Source organism: Pseudomonas pisciculturae (genome assembly GCF_015461805.1).
Lineage (GTDB): Bacteria > Pseudomonadota > Gammaproteobacteria > Pseudomonadales > Pseudomonadaceae > Aquipseudomonas > Aquipseudomonas pisciculturae.
This window is the reverse complement of the sequence record NZ_JACVZE010000004.1, coordinates 298792-323371: the sequence shown is the minus strand read 5'-3', so window position 1 is coordinate 323371 and position 24580 is coordinate 298792. Positions and strand designations below refer to the sequence as shown.

General features: G+C 59.9%; 21 protein-coding genes. All 21 read left to right on the top strand.

What is annotated here, in order from left to right; all coding sequences use genetic code 11:
• The first annotated feature begins 5 nt into the window (after positions 1–5).
• The 21 genes from flgK (at position 6) to ICY20_RS13295 (ending at position 24574) form a co-directional block, all read left to right on the top strand.
• Complete coding sequence (gene flgK, locus ICY20_RS13395) at positions 6–2051, top strand: flagellar hook-associated protein FlgK (RefSeq protein WP_159963135.1); 2046 nt, start codon at positions 6–8, stop codon at positions 2049–2051.
• 14 nt (positions 2052–2065) lie between these two features.
• Positions 2066–3658 carry a flagellar hook-associated protein 3 gene (locus ICY20_RS13390; RefSeq protein WP_194937703.1) on the top strand — a complete coding sequence of 531 codons (1593 nt, stop codon included), beginning with the start codon at positions 2066–2068 and terminating at the stop codon, positions 3656–3658.
• Positions 3659–3940: 282 nt separating this feature from the next.
• Positions 3941–4870 carry a ketoacyl-ACP synthase III gene (locus ICY20_RS13385; RefSeq protein WP_010208730.1) on the top strand — a complete coding sequence of 310 codons (930 nt, stop codon included), beginning with the start codon at positions 3941–3943 and terminating at the stop codon, positions 4868–4870.
• A 266-nt stretch (positions 4871–5136) separates the two neighbouring features.
• A complete protein-coding gene (locus ICY20_RS13380; protein ID WP_194937702.1) occupies positions 5137–6837 on the top strand; it encodes a flagellin N-terminal helical domain-containing protein in 1701 nt (566 codons plus the stop codon).
• Between the two features lie 75 nt (positions 6838–6912).
• Positions 6913–7263, top strand: a complete 351-nt coding sequence (locus ICY20_RS13375) for a flagellar protein FlaG (protein ID WP_194937701.1) — start codon at positions 6913–6915, stop codon at positions 7261–7263.
• An 84-nt stretch (positions 7264–7347) separates the two neighbouring features.
• Positions 7348–8718: a flagellar filament capping protein FliD gene (gene fliD, locus ICY20_RS13370; RefSeq protein ID WP_194937700.1), complete on the top strand. Its 1371-nt coding sequence runs from the start codon at positions 7348–7350 to the stop codon at positions 8716–8718.
• 140 nt (positions 8719–8858) lie between these two features.
• Entirely contained in the window at positions 8859–9248 is a 390-nt protein-coding gene (gene fliS / locus ICY20_RS13365; RefSeq protein WP_159963140.1) for a flagellar export chaperone FliS, read from the top strand.
• Between the two features lie 25 nt (positions 9249–9273).
• A complete protein-coding gene (locus ICY20_RS13360) occupies positions 9274–9570 on the top strand; it encodes a flagellar protein FliT (protein ID WP_194937699.1) in 297 nt (98 codons plus the stop codon).
• Between the two features lie 168 nt (positions 9571–9738).
• Positions 9739–11211 carry a sigma-54 dependent transcriptional regulator gene (locus ICY20_RS13355; RefSeq protein WP_159963142.1) on the top strand — a complete coding sequence of 491 codons (1473 nt, stop codon included), beginning with the start codon at positions 9739–9741 and terminating at the stop codon, positions 11209–11211.
• Positions 11212–11367: 156 nt separating this feature from the next.
• Complete coding sequence (locus ICY20_RS13350) at positions 11368–12534, top strand: sensor histidine kinase (RefSeq protein ID WP_194937805.1); 1167 nt, start codon at positions 11368–11370, stop codon at positions 12532–12534.
• A 6-nt stretch (positions 12535–12540) separates the two neighbouring features.
• Positions 12541–13917, top strand: a complete 1377-nt coding sequence (locus tag ICY20_RS13345) for a sigma-54-dependent transcriptional regulator (protein ID WP_194937698.1) — start codon at positions 12541–12543, stop codon at positions 13915–13917.
• Positions 13918–14049: 132 nt separating this feature from the next.
• Positions 14050–14379 (top strand): flagellar hook-basal body complex protein FliE, encoded by a 330-nt coding sequence (fliE, locus tag ICY20_RS13340; protein WP_159963145.1) that lies wholly within the window; start codon positions 14050–14052, stop codon positions 14377–14379.
• 16 nt (positions 14380–14395) lie between these two features.
• Entirely contained in the window at positions 14396–16183 is a 1788-nt protein-coding gene (gene fliF, locus ICY20_RS13335) for a flagellar basal-body MS-ring/collar protein FliF (protein ID WP_159963146.1), read from the top strand.
• Positions 16176–17195 carry a flagellar motor switch protein FliG gene (gene fliG / locus ICY20_RS13330; protein ID WP_017735208.1) on the top strand — a complete coding sequence of 340 codons (1020 nt, stop codon included), beginning with the start codon at positions 16176–16178 and terminating at the stop codon, positions 17193–17195. The genes fliF and fliG overlap by 8 nt, the downstream gene beginning before the upstream one ends.
• Before the next feature lie 10 nt (positions 17196–17205).
• Positions 17206–17970: a flagellar assembly protein FliH gene (gene fliH / locus ICY20_RS13325; protein WP_194937697.1), complete on the top strand. Its 765-nt coding sequence runs from the start codon at positions 17206–17208 to the stop codon at positions 17968–17970.
• Positions 17960–19318, top strand: a complete 1359-nt coding sequence (gene fliI, locus ICY20_RS13320) for a flagellar protein export ATPase FliI (RefSeq protein WP_122485871.1) — start codon at positions 17960–17962, stop codon at positions 19316–19318. Before fliH ends, fliI begins: the two co-directional genes overlap by 11 nt.
• Before the next feature lie 3 nt (positions 19319–19321).
• The gene (gene fliJ / locus ICY20_RS13315) at positions 19322–19771 is read left to right on the top strand and encodes a flagellar export protein FliJ (RefSeq protein ID WP_159963148.1); all 450 of its coding nucleotides are present in this window, start codon (positions 19322–19324) and stop codon (positions 19769–19771) included.
• Between the two features lie 183 nt (positions 19772–19954).
• Entirely contained in the window at positions 19955–20260 is a 306-nt protein-coding gene (locus ICY20_RS13310; protein WP_159963149.1) for an STAS domain-containing protein, read from the top strand.
• A complete protein-coding gene (locus tag ICY20_RS13305) occupies positions 20257–21975 on the top strand; it encodes a fused response regulator/phosphatase (protein ID WP_194937696.1) in 1719 nt (572 codons plus the stop codon). The genes ICY20_RS13310 and ICY20_RS13305 overlap by 4 nt, the downstream gene beginning before the upstream one ends.
• Positions 21976–22005: 30 nt before the next feature.
• The gene (locus ICY20_RS13300; protein WP_159963151.1) at positions 22006–22350 is read left to right on the top strand and encodes an Hpt domain-containing protein; all 345 of its coding nucleotides are present in this window, start codon (positions 22006–22008) and stop codon (positions 22348–22350) included.
• An 898-nt stretch (positions 22351–23248) separates the two neighbouring features.
• Positions 23249–24574 carry a flagellar hook-length control protein FliK gene (locus ICY20_RS13295; protein WP_194937695.1) on the top strand — a complete coding sequence of 442 codons (1326 nt, stop codon included), beginning with the start codon at positions 23249–23251 and terminating at the stop codon, positions 24572–24574.
• The last annotated feature ends 6 nt before the right edge of the window (positions 24575–24580 follow it).

Here is a 24580-nt window from a genome sequence, read left to right as displayed (position 1 = left end):
GAACCATGAGTTTGCTCAGTATCGGGATGTCAGGGCTCAATGCCGCTCAAGGCTCGTTGTCGGTGTTGAGTAACAACATCGCCAACGTCAACACGGCGGGTTACTCGCGCCAGCAGAGCGGTCAGGTGACCAATGCGTCGAACCAGTACGGCGGCGTGTTCATCGGCAGCGGCACGACCCTGGCGGATGTGCGCCGGGTGTACAACGAGTTTTTGGATACGGCGTATCAGAACAGTACGGCGTTGAGTGCCGATGCCAATGCGTACCAGGGGCAGGTCAGCAGTGTCGACAAGCTGCTGTCGGACCGCACCACGGGCATGTCGTCGGTACTCAGCTCGTTTTTCGCAACGTTGCAGACGGCGTCCTCAAACCCTAATGACCTTTCGGCTCGCCAGCTGCTGGTCACCAATGCCCAGACCTTGAGCAGCCGCTTCAACTCGCTCTCGAAGCAATTGACCGAGCAAAAAGAAACCATCAATAGCCAGTTGAGCGCCATGAGTGATCAGGTCAATCAATTGACCTCCTCGATTGCCTCGCTCAACAAGCAGATCTTTCAGGCTCAAGGTTCGGCCAGCACCGCGCCGGCCAACCTGCTGGACTCGCGTAACGAGGCAGTGCGCGCACTCAATGAGCTGATTGGCGTGACGGCCACCGAAAAGAACGGGCAGTTCAGTATTACCACCGGCAGCGGTCAGTCGTTGGTGGAAGGCGGGATATCCAACACGATTTCTGCCGTGCCGAGTAAAACGGACAACAGCCAATACACCATTCAACTGAATGTCAGCGGCACCAACCTGGACCTCGGTTCGGTGATCAGTGGTGGCAGCATGGGTGGCCTGTTGCGTTATCGCAGTGATGCGTTGATGCCGGCCATCAATGAGTTGGGTCGCCTGGCCATTGCCACCGCTGACACCATCAACAACCAGTTGGGCCAAGGCCTGGACTTGAATGGTGATTTCGGTATCTCGCTGTTCAAGGACATCAACAGCGCTGCCGCCATCGCTTCGCGCAGCCAGGGCGCCTCGGGCAATAACCCCGACGCCAGTAACTTGAACGTGACGATCACCGACAGCAGCCAGTTGACGACGCTCGACTACAAAGTCACCTTCAGCGACAACGCCAACCCGAACATGGTGACCGTGGTGCGGTCGGACGGCAAAGCCATGGGCACCTTTGACATTACCGCCAATAACCAGGTGTCGATGGACGGCTTCACCATCGCGCTTGATGGCAAAGGCACCATGAAGTTTGGTGACAGCTACAAGGTCAGCCCGACTGCGACGGGTGCAAGCTCGATTGGCGTGGATATGGCCGATGCCAACAAGCTTGCATTCGCCGGGCCTCTGATCGGTGAGAGCGGCAAGACCAACGGCGGTACGGGCACGTTTACCCAGCCGACCTTGACTGCGCCTCTGGATATTCATGGTGGGGCTGCCACTGCGCAGTTGCGCACGAATATCGAAGGCCTGATGCCGGTCAAAATGGTGTTTGGCAAACCCGCTGCGGACGGCACTCAGTCGTACACGATCAGCAACGCCCAGGGTAAAGAGATTGGCACCGGCACGATCATTCCGGGGCAGGGCAACAAAATTACGGTCAACGTGCCCGAGTTGGATGCCAGCGGCGCCGTTATCCCAGGCTCCGGCTTCAAGTTCGACACCACCGTCAACGGCTCGCCAGCCGACGGTGACAGCACCACCTTTTCGTTCAACAGCGGCGGCAAGTCCGACGGCCGTAACGCCCAGCAGTTGCTCGACCTGCAAACCAAGGCCACTGTTGGCTTGGGAGGCGGCAACGTGGGTGTGAGCCTGACCGGCGCCAACAGCCGCCTGGTCTCTCAAGTGGGTGCCAAGGCCAGTCAGTCCGGGGTGGATGTTTCTGCCACGGGGGCATTGCTCGCCGCCAATAAGTCTGCACGCAACTCGGTGTCCGGGGTCAACCTGGATGACGAGGCGGGCGACATGATCAAGTTCCAGCAGTACTACACCGCGTCGTCGCAGATCATCAAGGCCGCGCAAGAAACCTTCAGCACATTGATCAATAGCCTTTAAGGGAGTCTGGGACGATGCGTATTTCTACACAGCAGTATTTCGAAACCAGCTCGGCTAATTATCAGCAGAACTATTCCAGCGTGGTGAAGGCCCAGGAGACCGCGAGCAGCGGCGTGCGCGTGCAGACGGCCGCGGATGATCCGGTGGCCGCGGCGCGGTTGCTGATGCTGCAGCAGCAAAAAGACATGCTGGCGCAATACAACGGCAATATCGATACGCTGAAAAACGCCTTGAACACCGAAGACAGCGTGCTGGAAAACATCAACATCGCGGTGCAGCGGGCCAGTGAGCTGGCGTTGAAGGCGGGTAACGTCGGTATCAGTGATGCTGACCGTAAATCGACCGCGGCTGAAATTGGTTCCCTTGAAGACCAGATCATGGGTCTGCTCAATACCAAGGATGCCAGTGGCAATTACCTGTTCTCCGGCAGCAAGACCGATACGCCTCCTTATTCCCGTAACAATGACGGCACCTACACCTATCAGGGCGATGACACGGCGCTGAACCTGAAAGTCGCCGACAACCTGGCGATCTCGATGGGTGATACCGCCAAGAGCATGCTCGAAACTGCTGCGAACACCGGGCGTACACAAGCCACGCGTGTGCTGGCCGACCCTGCGGTGGATGTGGATGACGGCAAGGTCACCGTCTCGGCGGGCCTGATTGCTTCAGGCACCAGCAGCAACAAGTTTGCGGACGGCCAGCCGTACAAGCTGACGTTCACCAGCAGTACTCAGTACACCGTTGCGGACGCTACCGGTAAGGACATTACTTCCGAAATTCCGGGCAATGGCACATTCGACTCCACCAAGGAAGGCGGCTCAACCATCAGCCTGCGTGGGGTCAAGTTCGATATCGGCTTGAACCTGGGCAAGGACGTATTGCCTGGCGCACCGTCGGATGCGGTAGTGGCAGGTCGTGAGTTCAGCCTTGCGATCAAGCCCGACTCATTCAGTGTGTCGCGCACGCCGAGCAACCCGAGCACGGCGCAGTTGACCGGCGGCGCGGTGACTGATCAGGCGGCCTACTCCAGCACCTTTCCCAACTCTGGGGTGGTGATCAAGTTTGGCGCAGCGGGTGCTTACAGTGTCTATGCGCAGCCTTACAGCGCCGACAGCAAAGCCATCGCCAGCGATACGCTGCCTACCGGTGCCACCTCAATCACGGTGGCGGGCGTCACCTTGGGCGTCAGCGCAGATCCTGCAGACGGCGATCAGTTCCTGGTCGGTGCCACCAGCAACAAGAACGAAAACGTGCTCGACACCCTCAGTCGCCTGCGACGCACCCTTGAGACGCCGTCGGACGGCAACCCGGCAGCGCAGAAGGAACTCAAGGATGTGGTGGCCCGTTCGATTGGCAACCTGACTAACGCCTACAGCCAGATCGACCAGGTTCGCGGCAGCATTGGTGCGCGTCTCAATACGCTGGATATTCAGTCGCAGGAAAACACCAGCATTAACCTGGCGAACACCTCAACCATGAACTCGCTGGGCAATGTCGACTTTGCTGAGGCAGCTATCAACCTCAGCTTGCAACAGACCATGCTACAAGCCTCGCAGTTGGCCTTCGTGAAAATCTCGCAGTTGAGCCTGTTCAACAAGATGTAATCGGCCTGCTGTCACGCAATGGCCCAGCCTGGAAACAGGCTGGGCCATTGTCGTTTCTGCGGCTTAATTGTTTGAAGGTTTTGCATAAACCACACACAATTAGGTGACCTGCGAGTCATAAAGCGCATCTTCACTGTATCGTGTGAAAAGGATAAGTCGTCGCAGGGCCTTTACGGGGCGGCTTTCAGCGAAGTTTTTGCGGGGTAATCCCCCACTTATTGTCAGCACTCGGCGGGCCAGCTCGCGGGGTGATCTCCAGCTATTTAGTATTGGGAAGCCACAATGATTGGCATAAAAAGCATCGCCAGTTACGTGCCGGCCGACGGGATCGATAACTACGCCCAGGGTGCCAAATTCGCCAAGGATGAAGAATTCATCATTGGCAAGATCGGTTCGGCGTTCCTGCCGCGCAAGGAAGCCGCGCAGGAAACCTCCGATCTGTGTGTCGAGGCGGTCAACGCTTTGTTTGCCAACAACCCGGATTTGAAGCGCGAGTCTATCGACGCGCTGATCGTCGTCACCCAGAACGGTGACGAAGAGGGTTTGCCCCACACGGCCGCCATCGTCCAGGACAAACTGGGCCTGCCGACCCACGTCGCCGCGTTCGATATCTCCCTGGGCTGCTCTGGCTACGTCTACGGCATCTACGCGATGAAGGGCTTCATGGAAGCCGCCGGCCTGAAAAACGGCCTGCTGATCACCGCCGACCCGTACTCGAAGATCGTCGACCCGGAAGACCGCAACACCACCATGCTGTTTGGCGATGCCGCCACCGCGACCTGGATGGGCGAAGACGCTCCCTGGTTGCTGGGCAAGTCCAAGTTCGGCACCGACGGCTCCGGCGCGCCGCACCTTAAGGTCAGCGACGGCGTGTTCTTCATGAACGGCCGCCAGGTCTTCAACTTTGCATTGCTTAAAGTGCCGGCGCATTTGCACGAGCTGCTCAACGAGTCTGACCTCAAGGCTGACGAGATCGATGCGTTCTGCATCCACCAGGGCAGTGCGGCGATTGTCGACGCCGTGGCGCGTCGTTTTGAAGATGCGCCGGTGGACAAGTTCATCAAGGACATGGTCGAGACCGGCAACACCGTGTCGTCGAGCATTCCGCTGCTGCTGGAAAAGCACGTGATGGACGCCACCTGGAAGCGCGTGGCAATCAGTGGTTTTGGTGTGGGCCTGTCGTGGGGCTCGGCGATTCTCTATCGCCCGTGATGCTTTAATAGCTGCAACAAAAAAACGCCGATGATCGAGAGATCATCGGCGTTTTTTATTTGGCGCCAGAAAACCCAATGAAACCGGGCTTTTGCACTAAGCTAAACCCTTGAATTGCAAGGGGTGGCACCGCGCCAGCAAAAAAATCAAAAAAAATCCTCAAGCAACTGCCTACCACGACGATAACTATTACGTAGGTTCTCTAGGCCACACCCGGCGGTTGCCAGGGCCGGAAGCCGCAGTATCCAAACCACGAGGATTTCGTCATGGCATTATCAGTAAACACCAACATCACTTCCCTGGGTGTCCAGAAGAACCTGAACAAAGCTTCCGACGCTCTGAGCCAGTCGATGAACCGTCTGTCCTCCGGCCTGAAAATCAACAGCGCCAAAGACGACGCTGCCGGCATGCAGATCGCCAACCGTCTGAACAACCAGGTCAAAGGCCTGAACGTTGCCATCGCCAACGCCAACAACGGCGTGTCGATTGCCCAGACCGCTGAAGGCGCTATGCAAGAATCCACCAACACGCTGCAGCGTCTGCGTGAACTCGCCCTGCAAGCGGCGAACGGTGATAAAAGCGACGCTGACCGTGTTTCCCTGCAGCAAGAATTCACCGCTAAAGTGGGCGAGCTGAACCGTATCGCCAGCACCACTACCTTCGGTGGTCGTAACCTGCTGGACGGCTCGTTCAACAACGTAGCTTTCCAAATCGGCGCCAACGCCAACGAAACTATCTCGTTCGGCATGACCGACATCAGCTCCACTGCCCTGAAAGGCAACTACGCTGAAGCCGCCGTAAACGGCGCTGCAATGACTGGCCTGGCAGCTACCGCTACTGGTTCGGTTATCGGTGACAAAGCTACTGTAACTGGTTCCGCTGCTGCTACCGCTCTGGCTGCTGGCGATGCCATCACCATCAACGGTACTTCGATCACCCTGGCTTCCGGTGTTGTGGCTGCTGGTGCTGCTGCCGGTACCGCTGCGGTCGCCGCGATCAACGCACAAACCGCTACCACCGGCGTAACTGCCAGCACTACCGCTGGTGGTATTGTTAGCCTGTCGTCGAGCAGTGCAATCACCATCGGCGCTACTCCAACTACCGGTCCAACCGCTCTGGGCATGACCGCTGGCACCACAGCTGCCGCTACCCCTACCACCTTGGGCGGCGCCGGTTCCGTTTCTGTAAACGGTAATACCGTGGCTTGGGCTGCAAACGCCACCATCGCAAGCGTTGTCACTAACCTGCAAACCGCTGCCGGTACCGGTGGTACTGCATCGTTCACCAACGGTCGCTTCCAAGTGACTTCGGGTCAAGGCGCTGACATCAAGCTGGCTAACAACACCAGCGGTTCGCTGTCGCAACTGGGCCTGGCTGCCGGTACTACCCAAGCCAAACTGACTGCCGACACTTCGATCAGCCTGAACGGCGTTGAAGTCAAGTTCAAGAAAGGCGACACCTCTGACGCGATCGTTTCCTCGATCAACAGCGCCAGCACCGGTGTTAAAGCCAGCAAAAACGCTGACGGCACCCTGAACCTGTTCGCCGACAAAGACATCACTGTCAAAGACGGCAGCGCCGGTACTGGCCTGGCTGCTCTGGGTCTGACCACTGTTGCCGCTGCTGGCACCAAGTCTGCCGTGACCATGGAAACCAGCGTTTCCGACCTGAGCATCCTGACTGCCGCTTCTTCGCAGCAGGCTATCCAGGCTCTGGACGACGCCATGCAGCAGATCGACAGCCAGCGTTCGCAGCTGGGTGCCGTACAAAACCGCTTCGCCAGCACCGTGGCCAACCTGCAGAGCATTTCGCAGAACTCCTCCGCTGCCAAAGGCCGCGTAGAAGACGCTGACTTCGCTTCTGAAGCTGCTGAACTGACCAAGCAACAAACCCTGCAACAGGCTTCCACTGCGATCCTGTCCCAGGCCAACCAACTGCCATCCTCTGTTCTGAAGCTGCTTCAGTAATAGCGGTAGCGGTTAAATAACGGGAGGGTGCGTGAATAACGTGCCCTTCCGTTTTTTCAGTTTGGAGGTGATGACATGGACATGAGCATCAAGCTGAACACGCCGTTCCCGGCTGCCGTAATACCGGCCAGCAGCGCGCCTGTAATCAAGGCCCAGCCTGCGGCCGACAGTGAAGCGAAAGTGCCTGCGAGTGAAGAGCCGCAGCGTGTAGCGCTGGAAAAAGCAGTCACCGATATGCGTGAGTTTGTGCAGGCTTCACAGCGCAACCTGGATTTTTCCATCGATGACTCCACCGGTATTGTGGTCGTCAAGGTGATCGCCACCGACAGTGGTGAAGTGATTCGACAGCTTCCATCGGAGACCGCGCTGAAATTGGCGCAGAACCTGAGCGATGCCAGCAGCCTGCTGTTCGATAGCAAGGCCTGAGTTGGCACGAAACATGTTTCTGAATGCGGTATAGGCGCGTGTGCGCCAAAAAACCGGCCGCTTCAGGACGAGGAGAATAAGCAAATGGCTAGTTCAACGATTTCCGGCCCAGGTTCGGGCTACGACACGCAAGCTATCGTCAAGGCGTTGGTGGGGGCAGAACAAGCGCCCAAGCAAGAGCAGATCACCAACGAGCAGAAAAAAGCCACCGTCCAGTTGTCGGCGGTAGGTACGATCAAGACGGCGTTGGAAGCCTACCAGGCGGCGATCACCAAGTTGAACAACGCCTCGGCGTTCAACGGGCTTGCGGCAACTTCTTCGGAAGAAAAAAATGCCAAGGTCACCCTGGGTGACGGCGCATCCAGCGGCAAGTACGTGTTGAAAGTCACGAACCTGGCGACCGCGTCGAAAGTCACCACCGCGGTGAATGTGGACGGCGCGTCAGGCAAGGCCAATAGCACCGACGAAGAGCAGACGCTGACCATCAACCAGTCGGGCAAAAGCTACGATGTGGTCATTCCTGGGGGCGCGACCCTGCAGGAAGTGCGTGAGTCCATCAATACTCAGCTGTCGTCCCAAGGGATCAGCGCCAACGTGCTGAGTGACTCCAATGGTGCACGCCTGGTTCTGACCTCAACGAACATGGGCGAAGGCACTGACATCACTTTAAGTGGTGATTCGCAACTGGCCGCCGGGTATGACAAAGGTGTCGCGCCGACCAATGCCAAGTACACGATCGATGGCGTTGAGATGTCATCCACCAGCAACAAGATCACGTCTGCGATCAGTGGTGTGACCCTGGATCTGTTGGACACCATCGACTTCACCAAGTCGACGACCATCACCGTTGCCAGCAACACCGACACGTTGAAAACCTCGGTACAGTCGTTTGTCACCGCTTATAACGCGCTGATGACTGCCGTTAATACTCAGACCAAAGTCACCGCCACCGGTGATGCGTCCACGACTGTCGCGGGTGCGTTGACAGGTGATGCTTCCATGCGTCAGCTCGTTAACAGCTTGCGCTCCGAGTTGATCAACGGTTCCGGCGCCGGCACGATGACCAGCCTGGCGCAAATGGGCATCACCACCGACCAGAAAACCGGGCTGCTGAGTCTGGACGATAAGACGTGGGACAAGGCCGTGGTCAAAGGCGCAGGCGACATTGCCAAGTTGTTCACTGGCGACACCGGCTTGATCACGCGGATGAACAAGGCGACCAACAGCTATGTTGGCAGCACTGGCACCCTGGCAACACGTGCCACTGATCTCAACAATAAGTTGACGGACTTGACCACCCAGACGGCCGACCTGACGCGGCGTATGGACGCCTTGCAGAAGTCTCTGACGGCCAAATACACAGCAATGGACACGATGATCGCCCAGATCAACTCCAGCAGCTCCAGCATCATGACCACGCTTAACTCGCTGAATAACGCGAAGTCGTCTTCCTGATTGGCCGGGGCGCGCTTGCGCCCCGCCACAGGCAATACCGATGGTCCGGCGCGTAATGGCTGGATTAAAGATTTATGTGACCGAGTCGACAAACTGGTTAAGCAAACCTATTCGACATTGGCCTGTAACGAGGTAGCAACATGAACCCGATGAGAGCCCTTCGCCAGTACCAGAAGGTCAATTCCCACGCCCAAGTCTCCGAAGCCAGCCCGCACCGCTTGGTGCAGATGCTGATGGAGGGCTGCCTTGATCGTATGGCGCAGGCCAAGGGTGCATTGAGCCGTGGCGATATCGCTCAAAAAGGTCTGATGTTGGGCAAGGCGATTGAGATCATCTCTGGGCTGCGTGATGGCCTTGAGCCGGAGAAGGCTGAAGATCCGGCGTCGGTGCAGCAGTTGGATGCGCTGTATGACTACATGAGCAACCGCTTGGTAGAAGCCAACCAAGTGAACGATGCCGACATGATCGACGAAGTCGCGCGGTTGCTGATTACCGTCAAGTCCGGCTGGGATGCCATCGCTCCACAATAAGGCCAACCGCCTTGAGGTACCTGTCATGAGCCAAGCACTGCAACGCATCGATGAAGCCCGTGAAGCCCTGATAGGCGCGCTGGCCGAGCGCAACTGGGACGCCGTGGGTGAGCTGGATATGGGCTGCCGTGCGGTCATTGATGAGGTGCTTAGCGAGCCTCCAGTCGATGAAGAGGCGCTGCGTGAGAAGCTGGAGAGTCTGTTGGCGGTCTATCAGCAGTTGCTGGAAGTGACGACGGGCGAGAGGCAGGCGATTTTCGAAGAGATGTCGCAGATCAACCAAGCTAAAAATGCGTCAAAGGTTTACCATCTGTTCGGCTGAACGGGCGCAGTTAATCCTACCGGCCGTCATATATTTGACTATGTCAGCATTTTTGACTTAACTAGTGCTGTTTTCAGATTTCAGACGTCTATAAGGTAAGAAGTCCTACAGTCGTCTCGATTGCTCTCATTCCGGGGCAGGAAGTTTTACTAGGGAAGTTGCTATTGCATGTGGCGTGAAACCAAAATTCTGCTGATCGATGACGATAGCGTCCGCCGCCGCGATTTAGCGGTGATTTTGAATTTTCTTGGCGAAGAAAATTTACCCTGTGGTAGCCATGACTGGCAGCAGGCGGTCAGCTCGTTGTCGTCGAGCCGTGAAGTCATTTGCGTGTTGATCGGGACGGTAAATACTCCTGGCGCCGTTTTGGGCTTGTTAAAGACACTGTCTACCTGGGATGAGTTCCTTCCGGTTTTGCTAATGGGCGATATTTCTTCTGTCGACCTGCCGGAAGACCAGCGCCGCCGCGTGCTTTCCAGCCTCGAAATGCCCCCCAGCTACAGCAAATTGCTTGATTCCCTGCACCGTGCCCAGGTCTATCGCGAGATGTACGACCAGGCGCGCGAGCGCGGTCGCCACCGTGAACCCAACCTGTTCCGCAGCCTGGTAGGCACCAGCCGTGCCATCCAGCACGTGCGCCAGATGATGCAGCAAGTGGCCGATACCGACGCCAGTGTGCTGATCCTCGGCGAGTCCGGTACCGGCAAGGAAGTGGTCGCGCGCAACCTGCATTACCATTCCAAGCGCCGCGACGGGCCTTTTGTGCCGGTCAACTGCGGGGCGATCCCGGCAGAGTTGCTCGAAAGCGAATTGTTCGGTCACGAGAAGGGCGCCTTTACCGGCGCAATCACCAGCCGTGCCGGGCGTTTCGAGCTGGCCAACGGTGGCACCCTGTTCCTTGACGAAATCGGCGACATGCCGCTGCCGATGCAGGTCAAGCTGCTGCGGGTGTTGCAGGAGCGTACCTTTGAGCGCGTGGGCAGCAACAAGACCCAGAGCGTCGACGTACGCATCATCGCAGCCACCCACAAAAACCTCGAAAGCATGATCGAGGTCGGCAGCTTCCGCGAAGACCTGTACTACCGCCTCAACGTATTCCCAATCGAGATGGCCCCGCTGCGTGAGCGCGTCGAGGACATCCCGCTGCTGATGAACGAACTGATCTCGCGCATGGAGCACGAAAAGCGCGGCTCGATCCGTTTCAACTCCGCCGCGATCATGTCCCTGTGCCGCCACGGCTGGCCGGGCAACGTGCGTGAGTTGGCCAACCTGGTGGAGCGCATGGCTATCATGCACCCCTATGGCGTGATCGGCGTGGTCGAATTGCCGAAGAAATTCCGCTACGTCGACGACGAAGACGAGCAACTCGACAGCCTGCGCAGTGACATGGAAGAGCGGGTGGCTATCAACGGCCATACTCCGGACTTCGGTTCCACCGCCATGCTGCCGCCAGAAGGCCTGGACTTGAAAGACTACCTCGGCAACCTGGAGCAGGGCCTGATCCAACAGGCTTTGGACGACGCCAACGGCATCGTCGCCCGTGCCGCCGAGCGCCTGCGCATCCGCCGCACCACGCTGGTGGAGAAGATGCGCAAGTACGGCATGAGCCGCAAAGAAGGTGATGAACAGGCGGATGATTGACGCCAAAATCACAAACCGCTGATAACTCAGCGGTTTTTTTTTAGGCACTATTATTGCTACAGCCCTCGCAACGTTCCGTTTAACTGACGGTCAGCCAAGCGAGAGAGCATCATGCCCCACGCCGCCAAACTAGCTTCCAGCCCTGCCATCCCGGGGATGTTGCCCTCTGTAGAACAGCAAAACCGCCAGGGTCTTGAACAGGCGTTTTCGCAGTTCAACCAGATGTCGAGCCAATTGACTGACTCCTACAGCTTGCTCGAAGCCCGGGTCTCCGAGCTCAAGGGCGAACTGGCTGTGGTGAGCGCCCAGCGCATGCAAGAGCTGGCCGAGAAAGAGCGCTTGGCCAACCGTCTGCAAAACCTCCTGTCGCTGTTGCCAGGTGGTGTGATCGTCATCGATGAAGAAGGTCGCGTGCGCGAGGCCAACCCGGCTGCCTGCGACATGCTCGGCCTGCCTCTGGAAGGCGAGCTGTGGCGCCACGTCATCACCCGTTGCTTTGCACCGCGAGAAGATGACGGTCATGAAATCTCCCTCAAAGACGGGCGCCGCCTGTCCATTGCCACCCGCTCCCTGGACGCCGAACCCGGCCAGTTGGTGCTGCTTAACGACCTGACTGAAACCCGTCACCTGCAAGACCAACTGGCGCGGCACGAGCGTTTGTCGTCGTTGGGCCGAATGGTCGCTTCTTTGGCGCATCAGATCCGCACGCCGTTGTCGGCAGCGTTGATCTACGCCAGTCATTTGACTGATGAGCAGTTGCCGCCGGCCACCTCGCAACGTTTTGCTGGTCGCCTCAAGGAGCGCCTGCATGAGTTGGAGCACCAAGTACGCGACATGCTGGTGTTTGCCCGTGGCGAACTGCCGCTCACCGACCGCCTTACCCCTTCGGCACTGATGCAGGCCCTGCAATCGGCCGCCGCTACCCATATTCAGGAAGCCCAAGTGCGCTGGCAGTGCGACAGCCATCTCGGCGAACTGCTGTGCAATCGCGACACGCTGGTAGGCGCGTTGCTCAACCTGATCGAAAACGCCACCCAGGCCAGTGGCGCCGGCGCGCGGCTCAAAGTGCACCTGTACAGTCGCGGGCAAACCCTGCGGCTGTGCATCAGTGACAGTGGCAGCGGCATTGACCCGGCAGTGCTAAAGCGCCTGGGCGAGCCTTTTTTCACCACCAAGACCAACGGAACCGGCCTGGGCCTGACCGTGGTCAAGGCCGTGGCCCGTGCCCATCAGGGAGAATTGCAACTGCACTCCCGGTTGGGGCGTGGCACCTGTGCATTGATGACCTTGCCGCTGTTTTCAGGCGCGGCAAGCGCGGAGTAAACGAACATGGCAATCAAGGTTTTATTGGTAGAAGACGACCGCGCCCTGCGTGAAGCATTGGCCGACACGCTGCTGTTGGCGGGCCATGATTACCGGGCGGTCGGTTCTGCCGAGGACGCCTTGGAAGCCGTCGAGCAAGAGTCGTTCAGCCTGGTGGTCAGCGACGTCAATATGCCTGGCATGGATGGTCACCAATTGCTCGGCCTGCTGCGTGCACGTCAGCCGCAGTTGCCGGTATTGCTGATGACTGCCCACGGCGCCGTCGAGCGAGCCGTGGACGCCATGCGTCAGGGTGCTGCCGATTACTTGGTCAAGCCGTTTGAACCCAAAGCGTTGATCGAATTGGTCGCGCGGCACGCCTTGGGCGTGATCCCGGCGAGCGAAAGCGAGGGGCCGATTGCTTTTGAGCCGGCCAGTGCGCAACTGCTGGACCTGGCTGCCCGCGTGGCTCGCAGCGATTCCACTGTGTTGATTTCCGGTGAGTCCGGCACCGGCAAGGAAGTGCTGGCGCGATACATCCACCAGCAATCCACCCGCGCCAAGCAGCCATTTATCGCGATCAACTGCGCGGCGATTCCCGACAACATGCTCGAAGCCACCTTGTTCGGTCATGAAAAGGGCTCGTTCACTGGCGCCATTGCCGCCCAGGCCGGCAAGTTTGAACAGGCTGACGGTGGCACTATCCTCCTCGACGAAATCTCGGAAATGCCCTTGGGCCTGCAAGCCAAGTTGCTGCGGGTGCTACAGGAGCGTGAAGTCGAGCGCGTCGGCGCCCGCAAGCCGATCCAGTTGGATATCCGCGTGGTCGCCACCACCAACCGTGACCTGGCGGGCGAAGTGGCGGCGGGGCGCTTTCGTGAAGATTTGTTCTATCGACTGTCGGTGTTCCCCCTGGCCTGGCGCCCGCTGCGCGAACGCCCGGCCGATATCATCCCGCTGGCCGAGCGCCTGCTGAACAACCACGTCAAAAAAATGAAGCACGCCCAGGCGCGCCTCTCGGCCGAGGCCCAGGCCTGCCTGATCGCCTACCCATGGCCGGGCAACGTGCGGGAACTGGACAACGCCATCCAGCGCGCGCTGATTTTGCAGCAGGGCGGCTTGATCCAACCTCAGGACTTCTGCCTGGCCATGGGCAGCGGCGCTGCGCCACTGCCGACCTTGGCGCCCGCGCCGCTGGTAGCCGAAGCTGAATCCGCAGGAGCCTTGGGCGACGACCTGCGCCGCCGCGAATTCCAGATGATCATCGACACCCTGCGCGCCGAGCGCGGCCGTCGCAAAGAGGCCGCCGAACGCCTGGGCATCAGCCCGCGCACCCTGCGCTACAAGCTGGCGCAGATGCGTGACGCCGGCATGGACGTGGAAGCGTATCTGTTTGCCACCTAGTCGGTATCAGCGCCGACAATGTTTGTCGCCTTTTCTTACGAGTTGATACAGAGCTGGCACCCTTGTTGCTACTTCCCTTAGTAATTGCGGCGTAGCGTCAAAAAAAATGCGGGTTGTCGGAGAGAGAAGGTCATGAGCCAGGGTATTGAGTTCAATCGGTTGATGTTGGATATGCGCTCCATGCAAATGGATGCGATGTCTCAGCCGAAATCCGTCGCGCCAGCGCCGGAATTGGGCCAAAGCAGTTTTGCCGACATGCTGGGTTCGGCCATCAACAAAGTCAGTGACACCCAGCAAGCTTCCAGCCAGTTGGCCACCGCGTTCGAGATCGGTAAAAGCGGCGTAGACCTCACCGACGTGATGGTCGCCTCGCAAAAAGCCAGTGTGTCCTTTCAGGCGCTGACCCAGGTGCGTAACAAGCTGGTGCAGGCCTATCAAGACATCATGCAGATGCCGGTTTAAGGGCGAGAATTAAGTAATGGCAGAAGCAGTCTCCGACAACGTACCCGCCAAGGCAGACGGTAAGCCGCCGCTGTTTGGCCTGTCGTTCCTGGAAAACCTCTCGGAAATGACCATGTTGCGTCAGGTGGGCCTGATGGTCGGCCTGGCTGCCAGCGTGGCGATTGGTTTTGCCGTGGTGTTGTGGTCGCAGCAACCCGATTACCGGCCGCTGTACGGCAGCCTGGCGGGTATGGATTCCAAGCAGATCATGGAAACCCTCTCCGCCGCCGACATCGCCTACACCGTCGAACCCAACTCTGGCGCGTTGCTGGTCAAGGCCGATGACGTGGCCCGTGCCCGCATGAAGCTGGCAGCCGCCGGCGTGACGCCGTCCGACAGCAACATCGGCTTTGAAATCCTCGACAAGGACCAAGGCCTGGGCACCAGCCAGTTCATGGAAGCCACTCGCTACCGTCGTGGCCTCGAAGGCGAGTTGGCCCGCACCATCTCCAGCCTCAACAACGTCAAGGGCGCCCGCGTGCACTTGGCTATCCCGAAAAGCTCGGTGTTTGTGCGCGATGAGCGCAAGCCAAGTGCCTCGGTACTGGTTGAACTGTTTTCTGGCCGCTCCCTGGAGCCTGGCCAAGTGCTGGCTATCGTCAACCTGGTGGCCACCAGCGTTCCTGAATTGAGCAAGTCGCAAATTACCGTGGTGGACCAGAAGGGCAACCTGCTGTCCGACATGGCCGAAAACTCCGCCTTGACCCAGGCCGGCAAGCAATTCGACTACAGCCGCCGCATGGAGAGCATGCTCACCCAGCGCGTGCACAACATCTTGCAACCGGTGCTGGGCAACGACCGCTACAAGGCCGAAGTGTCCGCCGATGTAGACTTCAGCGCCGTCGAGTCGACCTCCGAGCAGTTCAACCCGGACCAGCCGGCCCTGCGCAGCGAACAATCCACCAGCGAGCAACGCACCGCCGCCAATGGCCCGCCGCAAGGCGTACCGGGCGCGCTGAGCAACCAGCCGCCGGCCCCGGCTTCGGCCCCACAAACCACGGGCGGTGCCGCTGGCGCCGCGGCTGGCGCGATCGCACCGGGCCAGCCGCTGCTGGACGCCAACGGCCAGCAGATCATGGACCCGGCCACCGGCCAGCCTATGCTCGCCCCGTACCCGGCGGACAAGCGTAACCAGTCCACCAAGAACTTTGAGCTCGACCGTTCCATTAGCCACACCAAGCAGCAACAAGGCCGCGTCAATCGCCTGTCGGTGTCGGTGGTGGTGGATGACCAGGTCAAGGTCAACCCGGCGGACGGCGCCGTTACCCGCGCCCCGTGGAGCGCCGACGAATTGGCGCGCTTCACACGCCTGGTGCAAGACGCCGTCGGTTTTGACGCCAGCCGTGGCGACAGCGTCAGCGTGATCAACATGCCGTTCTCCGCCGAGCGTGGCGAAGTCATCGCCGAAGCGGCGTTCTACACCCAGCCGTGGTTCTGGGACATCGTCAAGCAAGTGCTGGGTGTGTTGTTCATCCTGGTGCTGGTGTTTGGTGTGCTGCGCCCGGTGCTCAACAACATCACCGGCAATGGCAGCAAGAAACAACTGGCCGCCTTCGGTGGCAGCGATGTCGAGTTGGGTGGCATGGGCGGCCTGGATGGCGAACTGGCCAACGACCGCGTGAGCCTCGGTGGCCCGCAAAGCATCCTGTTGCCAAGCCCGAGCGAAGGCTATGACGCTCAGTTGAACGCAATCAAGAGTCTGGTGGCAGAAGACCCGGGCCGTGTGGCTCAGGTCGTGAAAGAGTGGATCAACGCAGATGAGTGATAATCGAGCCGCTGTTGCCAAGCTCACCAAGGTCGATAAAGCCGCAGTTCTGCTGCTGTCCCTGGGTGAAACCGACGCCGCCCAAGTGCTGCGCCACATGGGCCCCAAAGAGGTTCAGCGGGTTGGCGTGGCCATGGCGCAAATGCGCAATGTGCACCGCGAGCAAGTCGAACAGGTGATGAGCGAGTTCGTCGAGATTGTCGGCGACCAGACCAGCCTGGGCGTCGGCTCCGACAGCTACATCCGCAAGATGCTCACCTCGGCCCTGGGCGAAGACAAGGCCAACGGCCTGATCGACCGCATCCTGCTGGGTGGCAACACCAGCGGCCTGGACAGCCTCAAATGGATGGAGCCTCGTGCCGTCGCCGACGTGATCCGCTTCGAGCACCCGCAAATCCAGGCGATCGTCGTGGCGTACCTCGACCCCGACCAGGCCGGCGAAGTGCTCGGCCACTTCGACCATAAAGTGCGCCTGGACATCATCCTGCGTGTGTCGTCGTTGAACACCGTGCAGCCGGCGGCGCTGAAAGAACTCAACACGATCCTGGAGAAGCAGTTCTCCGGCAACTCGAACGCCGCGCGCACCACCTTGGGTGGTATCAAGCGTGCAGCCGACATCATGAACTTCCTCGACAGCTCGGTCGAAGGCCAGTTGATGGACTCGATCCGCGAGATCGACGACACCCTGTCCGGCCAGATCGAAGACCTGATGTTCGTGTTCAACAACCTCTCCGATGTCGACGACCGTGGCATCCAGGCGTTGCTGCGCGAAGTGTCCTCCGACGTGCTGGTATTGGCGCTCAAGGGCTCCGACGAGGGCGTTAAAGAGAAGATCTTCAAGAACATGTCCAAGCGTGCTTCCGAGCTGTTGCGCGACGACCTCGAAGCCAAGGGCCCGGTGCGCGTCAGCGACGTGGAAACCGCGCAGAAAGAAATCCTCACCATTGCCCGCCGTATGGCCGAAGCCGGAGAAATCGTTCTCGGCGGGAAGGGCGGCGAAGAAATGATCTAAGGCGCCCCTCATGTCGAACAAAGATGAGGCCCCCAGCGATCTGATTCGCGCGCGGGATGTCGGCGGCTTCGACATCTGGTCGTTGCCCAGCTTCGACCCCTATGTGCCGCAACCCGAGCCTGAACCGGAGCCCGAACTGCCGCCGGAGTCGGAGGAAGTGCCGCTGGATGAAGTCCAGCCACTGACCCTCGAAGAGGTGGAAAGCATCCGCCAGGAGGCTTACAACGAAGGCTTCTCAGCCGGTGAAAAGGACGGTTTTCGTAGCTCCACCCTCAAGGTGCGCCAGGAAGCTGAGGCAGCGCTTGGCGTCAAATTGGGTAGCCTGGAACGCTTGATGCGCAGCCTGTTTGACCCGATTGCCGAGCAGGATTCGCAGCTGGAAAAAGCCATGGTTGGGCTGGTGGAGCACATCGCCCGCCAGGTGATTCAGCGTGAGCTGGTGCTGGACTCCAGCCACATCGAAAGCGTGATGCGCGAAGCCCTCAAGCTGCTGCCCCTGGGCGTCGGCAATGTGCGGTTGTACATCAACCCGCAGGATTTCGAACAGGTCAAAGCCCTGCGCGAGCGCCATGAAGAAACCTGGCGCATCGTCGAAGATGCCGCGCTGCAACCGGGTGGCTGCCGCGTCGAGACCGAACACAGCCGCATCGATGCCACGGTGGAAACCCGCATCAGCCAAATCATGGCCAAACTGCTGGACCAGGTTCACGAGCAAGTGCTGAACCCGGCCGAACCTGACCTGAGCGTCGACCTGGACGCCCCCGATGCGCCTTGATCGCACCAGCTTCGCCAAGCGCCTGGGCAGCTACGCCGAGGCCACTGAGTTGCCGGGCCAGCCGATTCTCGAAGGGCGCCTGTTGCGCATGGTCGGCCTGACCCTCGAAGCCGAAGGCCTGCGCGCCGCCATGGGCAGCCGCTGCATGGTGATCAACGACGACAGCTACCACCCGGTGCAGGTCGAGGCTGAGGTGATGGGCTTTTCTGGCAACAAAATCTTCCTGATGCCCGTCGGCAGCCTGGCGGGCATCGCCCCCGGTGCCCGCGTGGTGCCGTTGGCCGACACCGGCCGCTTGCCCATGGGCATGAGCATGCTCGGCCGCGTGCTGGACGGCGCCGGTCGCGCGTTGGACGGCAAGGGCGGCATGAAGGCCGAAGACTGGGTGCCAATGGACGGCCCCACCATCAACCCCCTCAACCGCAACCCCATCAGCGTGCCGCTGGACGTGGGCATTCGCAGCATCAACGGATTATTGACGGTCGGCCGTGGCCAGCGTCTGGGTCTGTTTGCCGGTACCGGCGTGGGTAAATCGGTATTGCTCGGCATGATGACCCGCTTCACCGAGGCCGACATCATTGTGGTGGGGCTGATCGGCGAGCGGGGCCGTGAGGTGAAGGAGTTCATCGAACACAGCCTGGGTGAAGAAGGCCTCAAGCGTTCGGTGGTGGTGGCGTCCCCAGCAGATGACGCGCCACTGATGCGTTTGCGCGCAGCCATGTACTGCACGCGCATCGCTGAATATTTTCGCGACAAGGGCAAGAACGTCCTGTTGCTGATGGATTCGCTGACCCGTTTTGCCCAGGCCCAGCGGGAAATCGCCCTGGCCATTGGCGAGCCGCCGGCCACCAAGGGTTATCCGCCGTCGGTGTTTGCCAAGCTCCCCAAGTTGGTGGAGCGCGCCGGTAATGCCGAGGCCGGGGGTGGCTCGATCACCGCGTTCTACACCGTATTGTCCGAAGGCGATGACCAGCAAGACCCGATTGCCGACTCGGCGCGGGGTGTGCTTGACGGTCACATCGTGCTGTCGCGGCGTCTGGCCGAAGAGGGGCATTACCCGGCTATCGATATTGAAGCGTCCATCAGCCGGGTAATGCCTGCGGTGGTTACGCCGGAACACATGATCCGCGCGCAACAGTTCAAGCAGCTGTGGTCGCGCTACCAACAGAGTCGGGATTTGATCAGCGTCGGCGCCTACGTGGCCGGCGGTGATCGCGACACTGACTTGGCCATCGCCCTGCAACCGCAGTTGGTCACCTATTTGCGCCAGGGCCTTAACGACAAGATCAGCATGGGCGAAAGCGAAGCACACCTGCACTCGATCTTCGCCCCCGCGCCGGGCGGCTAAGCCATGGCCAACAACCGCGCCGCACGCCTGACACCGGTGGTGGACATGGCCGAAAAGGCCGAGAAAACCGCTGTGCAGCGCCTGGGGTATTTCCAGGGCCAGGTGCGTCTGGCGGAAAGCAAACTGGGCGACCTGGAGCGTTTTCGTGCCGAATACCAGCAGCAGTGGATCGAGCGCGGTACCAAGGGTGTGTCAGGGCAATGGCTGATGGGCTACCAGGGCTTTCTCAACCAACTTGAGACCGCCGTGGACCAGCAGCGTCAGAGCCTGGCCTGGCACCAGACCAATCTGGATCGCTCGCGAGAGAGTTGGCAGCAGGCGTTTGCCCGGGTTGAAGGCTTGCGCAAACTGGTGCAGCGCTACATCGATGAAGCGCGCGCGCTGGAAGACAAGCGCGAGCAGAAGCTGCTGGATGAACTGTCCCAGCGCCTCCCTCGCCAGTCGCAGTACTAGCGGCCACCATTGACCCCCTGTGGGAGCTGGCTTGCCTGCGAAAGTGGTGTATCAGCGTCAAACAGGCAAGCTAACCCACCGCTATCGCAGGCAAGCCAGCTCCCACATTTGATGTGGGGTGTTGCCCGCATTCGGTTGAGCTGCTAAACCTTGTGTCATTGCCAATGACAAGGAAGCAGTCGTATGTCAGTCGAGTCAGAAGTTTCCCTGGATGGGAAGAAGTTGACGATCGCCATCAAAGGCCGTTTCGATTTCGGGAGCCACCAGACGTTTCGTGAAGCCTACGAGCGTTTCTACAAAGTGCCTGAGCTGTATGTTGTGGACCTTAAAGAGACCACCTACCTCGACAGCTCTGCCCTGGGCATGCTCTTGCTGCTGCGCGACCACGCCGGCGGCGATGATGCCGATGTCCGCGTGATCAACAGCAACTCCGATGTGCGCAAGATCCTCGGCATCTCCAACTTCGACAAACTGTTCGACATCAGTTGAGCGGCCAGGCCCCCGTGGTTGCGCCGCTGACCATCCTGATCGCCGAAGACAGCGCTGCCGACCTGTTGCTGTTGTCGACCATCGTGCGGCGCCAGGGCCATCAGGTGCTCACCGCCTCCAATGGCGCACAAGCGGTCGAGGTGTTCACTCGCGAGCAACCACAACTGGTGTTGATGGATGCATTGATGCCGGTGATGGACGGTTTTGAAGCGGCGCGGCGTATCAAGCAATTGGCGGGGGAGGCGCTGGTGCCGATCATCTTCCTCACCTCCCTGCGCGAGAGCGAAGCCCTGGCCCAATGCCTGGATGCCGGCGGTGACGACTTTTTGGCCAAGCCCTACAACCCGTTGATCCTGGCTGCCAAGATCAACGCCATGGACCGCCTGCGCCGCCTGCAAGCCACGGTGTTGCAGCAGCGCGACCTGATCGCCAAACACCACGATTATCTGCTGCATGAGCAACGGGTGGCCAAGGCGGTGTTCGACAAGGTCGCGCATTCGGGCTGTATCAATGCCGCACCGAATATTCGCTACCTACAATCGCCCTATGCGTTGTTCAACGGCGACTTGCTGTTGGCGGCCTATACGCCTTCTGGCGATATGCACGTGCTGCTTGGCGACTTCACCGGCCACGGCCTGCCAGCCGCGGTGGGTGCCATGCCCCTGGCCGAAGTGTTCTACGGCATGACCGCCAAGGGCTACGGCCTGGGGCAGATCCTGCGGGAGATGAATGCCAAGCTCAAACGCATCCTGCCGGTGGACATGTTCTGCTGCGCCACCTTGCTGTGCCTCAGCGCGCAGCGGCGGGTGGTGGAGGTGTGGAACGGGGGGATGCCCGATGGCTATGTGCATGAAGTTGCCACCGGCCAGCGCACACCGCTGGAGTCGCGGCATTTGCCGTTGGGGGTGTTGTCGGCCGAGGCTTTTGATGATCGCACTGAGGTCTGGCCCATGGCGTTGTGCGACCGGGTGTTTTTGTTGTCTGACGGCGTGCTGGATACTGCCAACGCCAATGACCAACTGTTTGGTGCCGAGCGCTTGCAGCAGGTGTTTGCGGCCAACCGCGAACCCGATCATTTGTTTGAAGATATCGAGCAAGCGTTGGCCGCGTTTCGGGGGGAGGTGCGCGATGACGTGAGCATGGTGGAAATCACCCTGCAACCCGGCCAGGCCTTGCGTGCGACCGGGCCGTTGTACGCAGACAGCGGACAGTCGTGCCCCTTGGACTGGTCGGCGAATTTCGAATTTCGCGCCGAGACTCTCAAGGCTTACAACCCATTGCCTTACGTGCTGCAACTGTTGCTGGAGATCCACGGCCTGCGCGAGCAGAGCGGGGCGCTCTACAGTGTGATGGCTGAGTTGTATTCCAATGCCTTGGAGCACGGGGTGTTGGGGCTGGATTCACGGCTCAAGCGCGATGCCCACGGGTTTGCCGACTATTACCGCCAGCGCAATGATCGCCTGGCGCAGTTGAACTGCGGTTATATCCGCGTGCGCTTGGAGGTGGTGCCTACTGAATCAGGTGGCAAGCTGACGTTGCGTATCGACGACAGCGGCCCGGGCTTCGATGTTGAAAAGGTGCTGGCGCGACCGCTGGATCTCGACCGTCTGTCAGGCCGGGGTTTAAGCCTGGTGCGTCAATTGAGCAGCGCGGTAGGCTGGTCCGATGGCGGGCGCAGTGTCTGCGTGGAGTTTTGCTGGAAGGCTCTGGCATAATCCGCCGATTCTTGATCAAGGAGCGAGCAAGTGGTTGATATTCATCTGGACCCGCAAGTGCTTTCGGGGTTGCAGGAAGTCATGGAAGGCGAGTATCCCAAGCTGCTTGATACCTTTCTCGATGATTCCCAAAAGCGCGTAGAGGCGCTGCGCAAGGCGCGCGATGATGCCAAGGCGTTGGGGCGGATTGCGCATAGTTTCAAGGGGAGCAGTGGGAATCTTGGGGCGGTGCGGTTGGCGCAGTTGTGTGAGCGGCTTGAGACGGAGTCGGTTGAGGCGGCTTCGGATCTTGGGGCGTTGGTGGATCAGATTGATCGTGAGTTTGCGGTGGTTAGGCCGATGTATGAGTTGGAGCGGCAGCGGTTTGGGGTTTGAGTTTGGGTTTGAGTACATATCCATTGCTGCGGTAACGGCCACTTAGGGTTTCGCTCTTACAGCGACTCACTTTTGGAAAGGCCCAAAAGTAAGCAAAAGGCCTTCGCCCCAACACTCGGTGCCTCGCCTAGGCTCGGCATGCCCTCACTCCGGCTTTGGAGCGTGGGCCGCCGCAATGGGCCATCCATGGCCCAGTGCGGCTAACCCGGCATCCTGCCGGGTTACCCACGCTCCAAAGCCTGCGTTCGGCCAGCGTGTTTGACGGGGCGACCCCAGATCAAAAGCAAAAGCGCGGCGGCCTTAGAGCCGACCGGTTAGGTGTGCCGTTCAACATTCAAATGTGGGAGGGGGCTTGCCCCCGATGAGGTAGTGCCAGTTGAAATACCTGTGACTGACACACCGCCATCGGGGGCAAGCCCCCTCCCACAGTTTTGATCTCCATGTATTAGATGGAAAGTGGTTTGCTCTGGCTCTGGCTCTGGCTCTGGCTCTGGCTCTGGCTCTGGCTCTGGCTCTGGCTTTTGATTTGGCTTTTGATCTTGATCTTAGGCGCCCCGTTAACCACGCTGGCCGAACGCAGGCTTGAATCCGTGGGTAACCCGGCAGGACGCCGGGTTAGCCGTCCTGGGCCATGGATGGCCCATGACGGCGGCCCACGGATTCAAGCCGGAGTGAGGGCATGCCGAGCCTAGGCGAGGCACCGAGTGGTGGGGCGAAGCGTTTTGCTTACTTTTGCGCTCTTCAAAAGTGAGCCGCTGTAAGAGCGGAACCCTAAGTGGCCGTTACCTAAATAACGGATATGTACACCATAAAACGCAATCCCCGAAAACCTGGCCCAACTCTTGCTCTACTTCCTGAGACTGCATCCCCGACCCCCATGCAGTGGAGACCTTTACCTATGCCAGTCGCCCCCAACTCCCTCCTTCAGGCTGCCCCTGCGGCCAAGCCTCAAGCGCCCGCCGCCAATCAACCGGTAGCGGCCGCAGACCCGCGGGACAAGGGCCCTGGCTTCGCTCAGGTGTTCGCCAACCAAGGTTCCAAACCCACGGTCAAAGCCGACGACAACTCGCCAAAACCCACGCGAGACAAGCCTGCCGACGCCAGCGCCAAGCCGGCTGTCGGTGACGACAAGCCTGCCGTCAGCAAGCCGGCGGTTGCCGATAGCGGCAATACCTTGCCTGCCAAGCCAGACGACAACGCCAGCAAAGATGACGACGCTGCCGCAGACCCAGCCCTGGCACAGCAACCACCTGCTGACCCTGTGGTTGACCCGGCCATGATCGCCGCCGTCACCCCGGTGGCCGTGCCTGTGCCCGTGCAAACCCCTGCACCGGTCACCACTGCCAAAGACGACAAAAACCTGCCGTTGGTGGCAGCGCCGACTGCGGCCATCGACGAAGCTCAGCCCGAGTTCGACCCTGAAGCCGACCCCCTGGACGCCATGCCCGCCGTGCGTCTGGCGATGGAGCAGGGCGGCCACGTGTCCGCCAGCAGCCAGGCATCGGTGAAAGCCGCGCCACCGCCGGCCTTGGACCAACCGACCGCCGCACAGAATTTCGCGGCTGGCATGGCCAATATGGTCGACCAGCAAGCCAGCAAGGACAGCACTGACCAGGGCGGCGACAAAGCCTTTGGCGCGCTGATCGATGGCGGCCTCAAAGACCTTAAGAACGCCAGCAGCGACACCCGTGTCGATAACTTCGCCGACCGCCTGGCTGCACTGACCCAGGCCGCGACGCCAAAAACCGCCAACGCCTTGCCGCCGGTGACGAACACTCCATTGGCCATGCACCAAAGTGGTTGGACTGATGAAATCGTCAACCGTGTGATGTACCTCTCCAGTGCCAACCTCAAGTCGGCGGAGATTCAGTTGCAGCCGGCTGAGCTCGGTCGCCTGGATATCAAGGTCAACATGACCGCCGACCAGCAAGCCCAGGTCAATTTCATGAGTGCCCACCCGGTGGTGCGCGAAGCGCTGGAAAGCCAGTCGGGCCGCTTGCGGGAGATGTTTGCCCAGCAGGGTATGGGGCAGGTGGATGTGAATGTGTCTGACCAGTCCCGTGGTCAAGAGCAGCAACAGCAGCAGGCGCAGACCCAAGGTGTTCGTGGCAGCGGTGGGCGTGGTGGCGATAGCGATAGCGGCGCTCATGCCGAGATCGCTGAAGCGGTCGCACCGGTAACGTCTACCGTGATCGGCTCCAGCGCCGTCGATTACTACGCCTGACTCCAG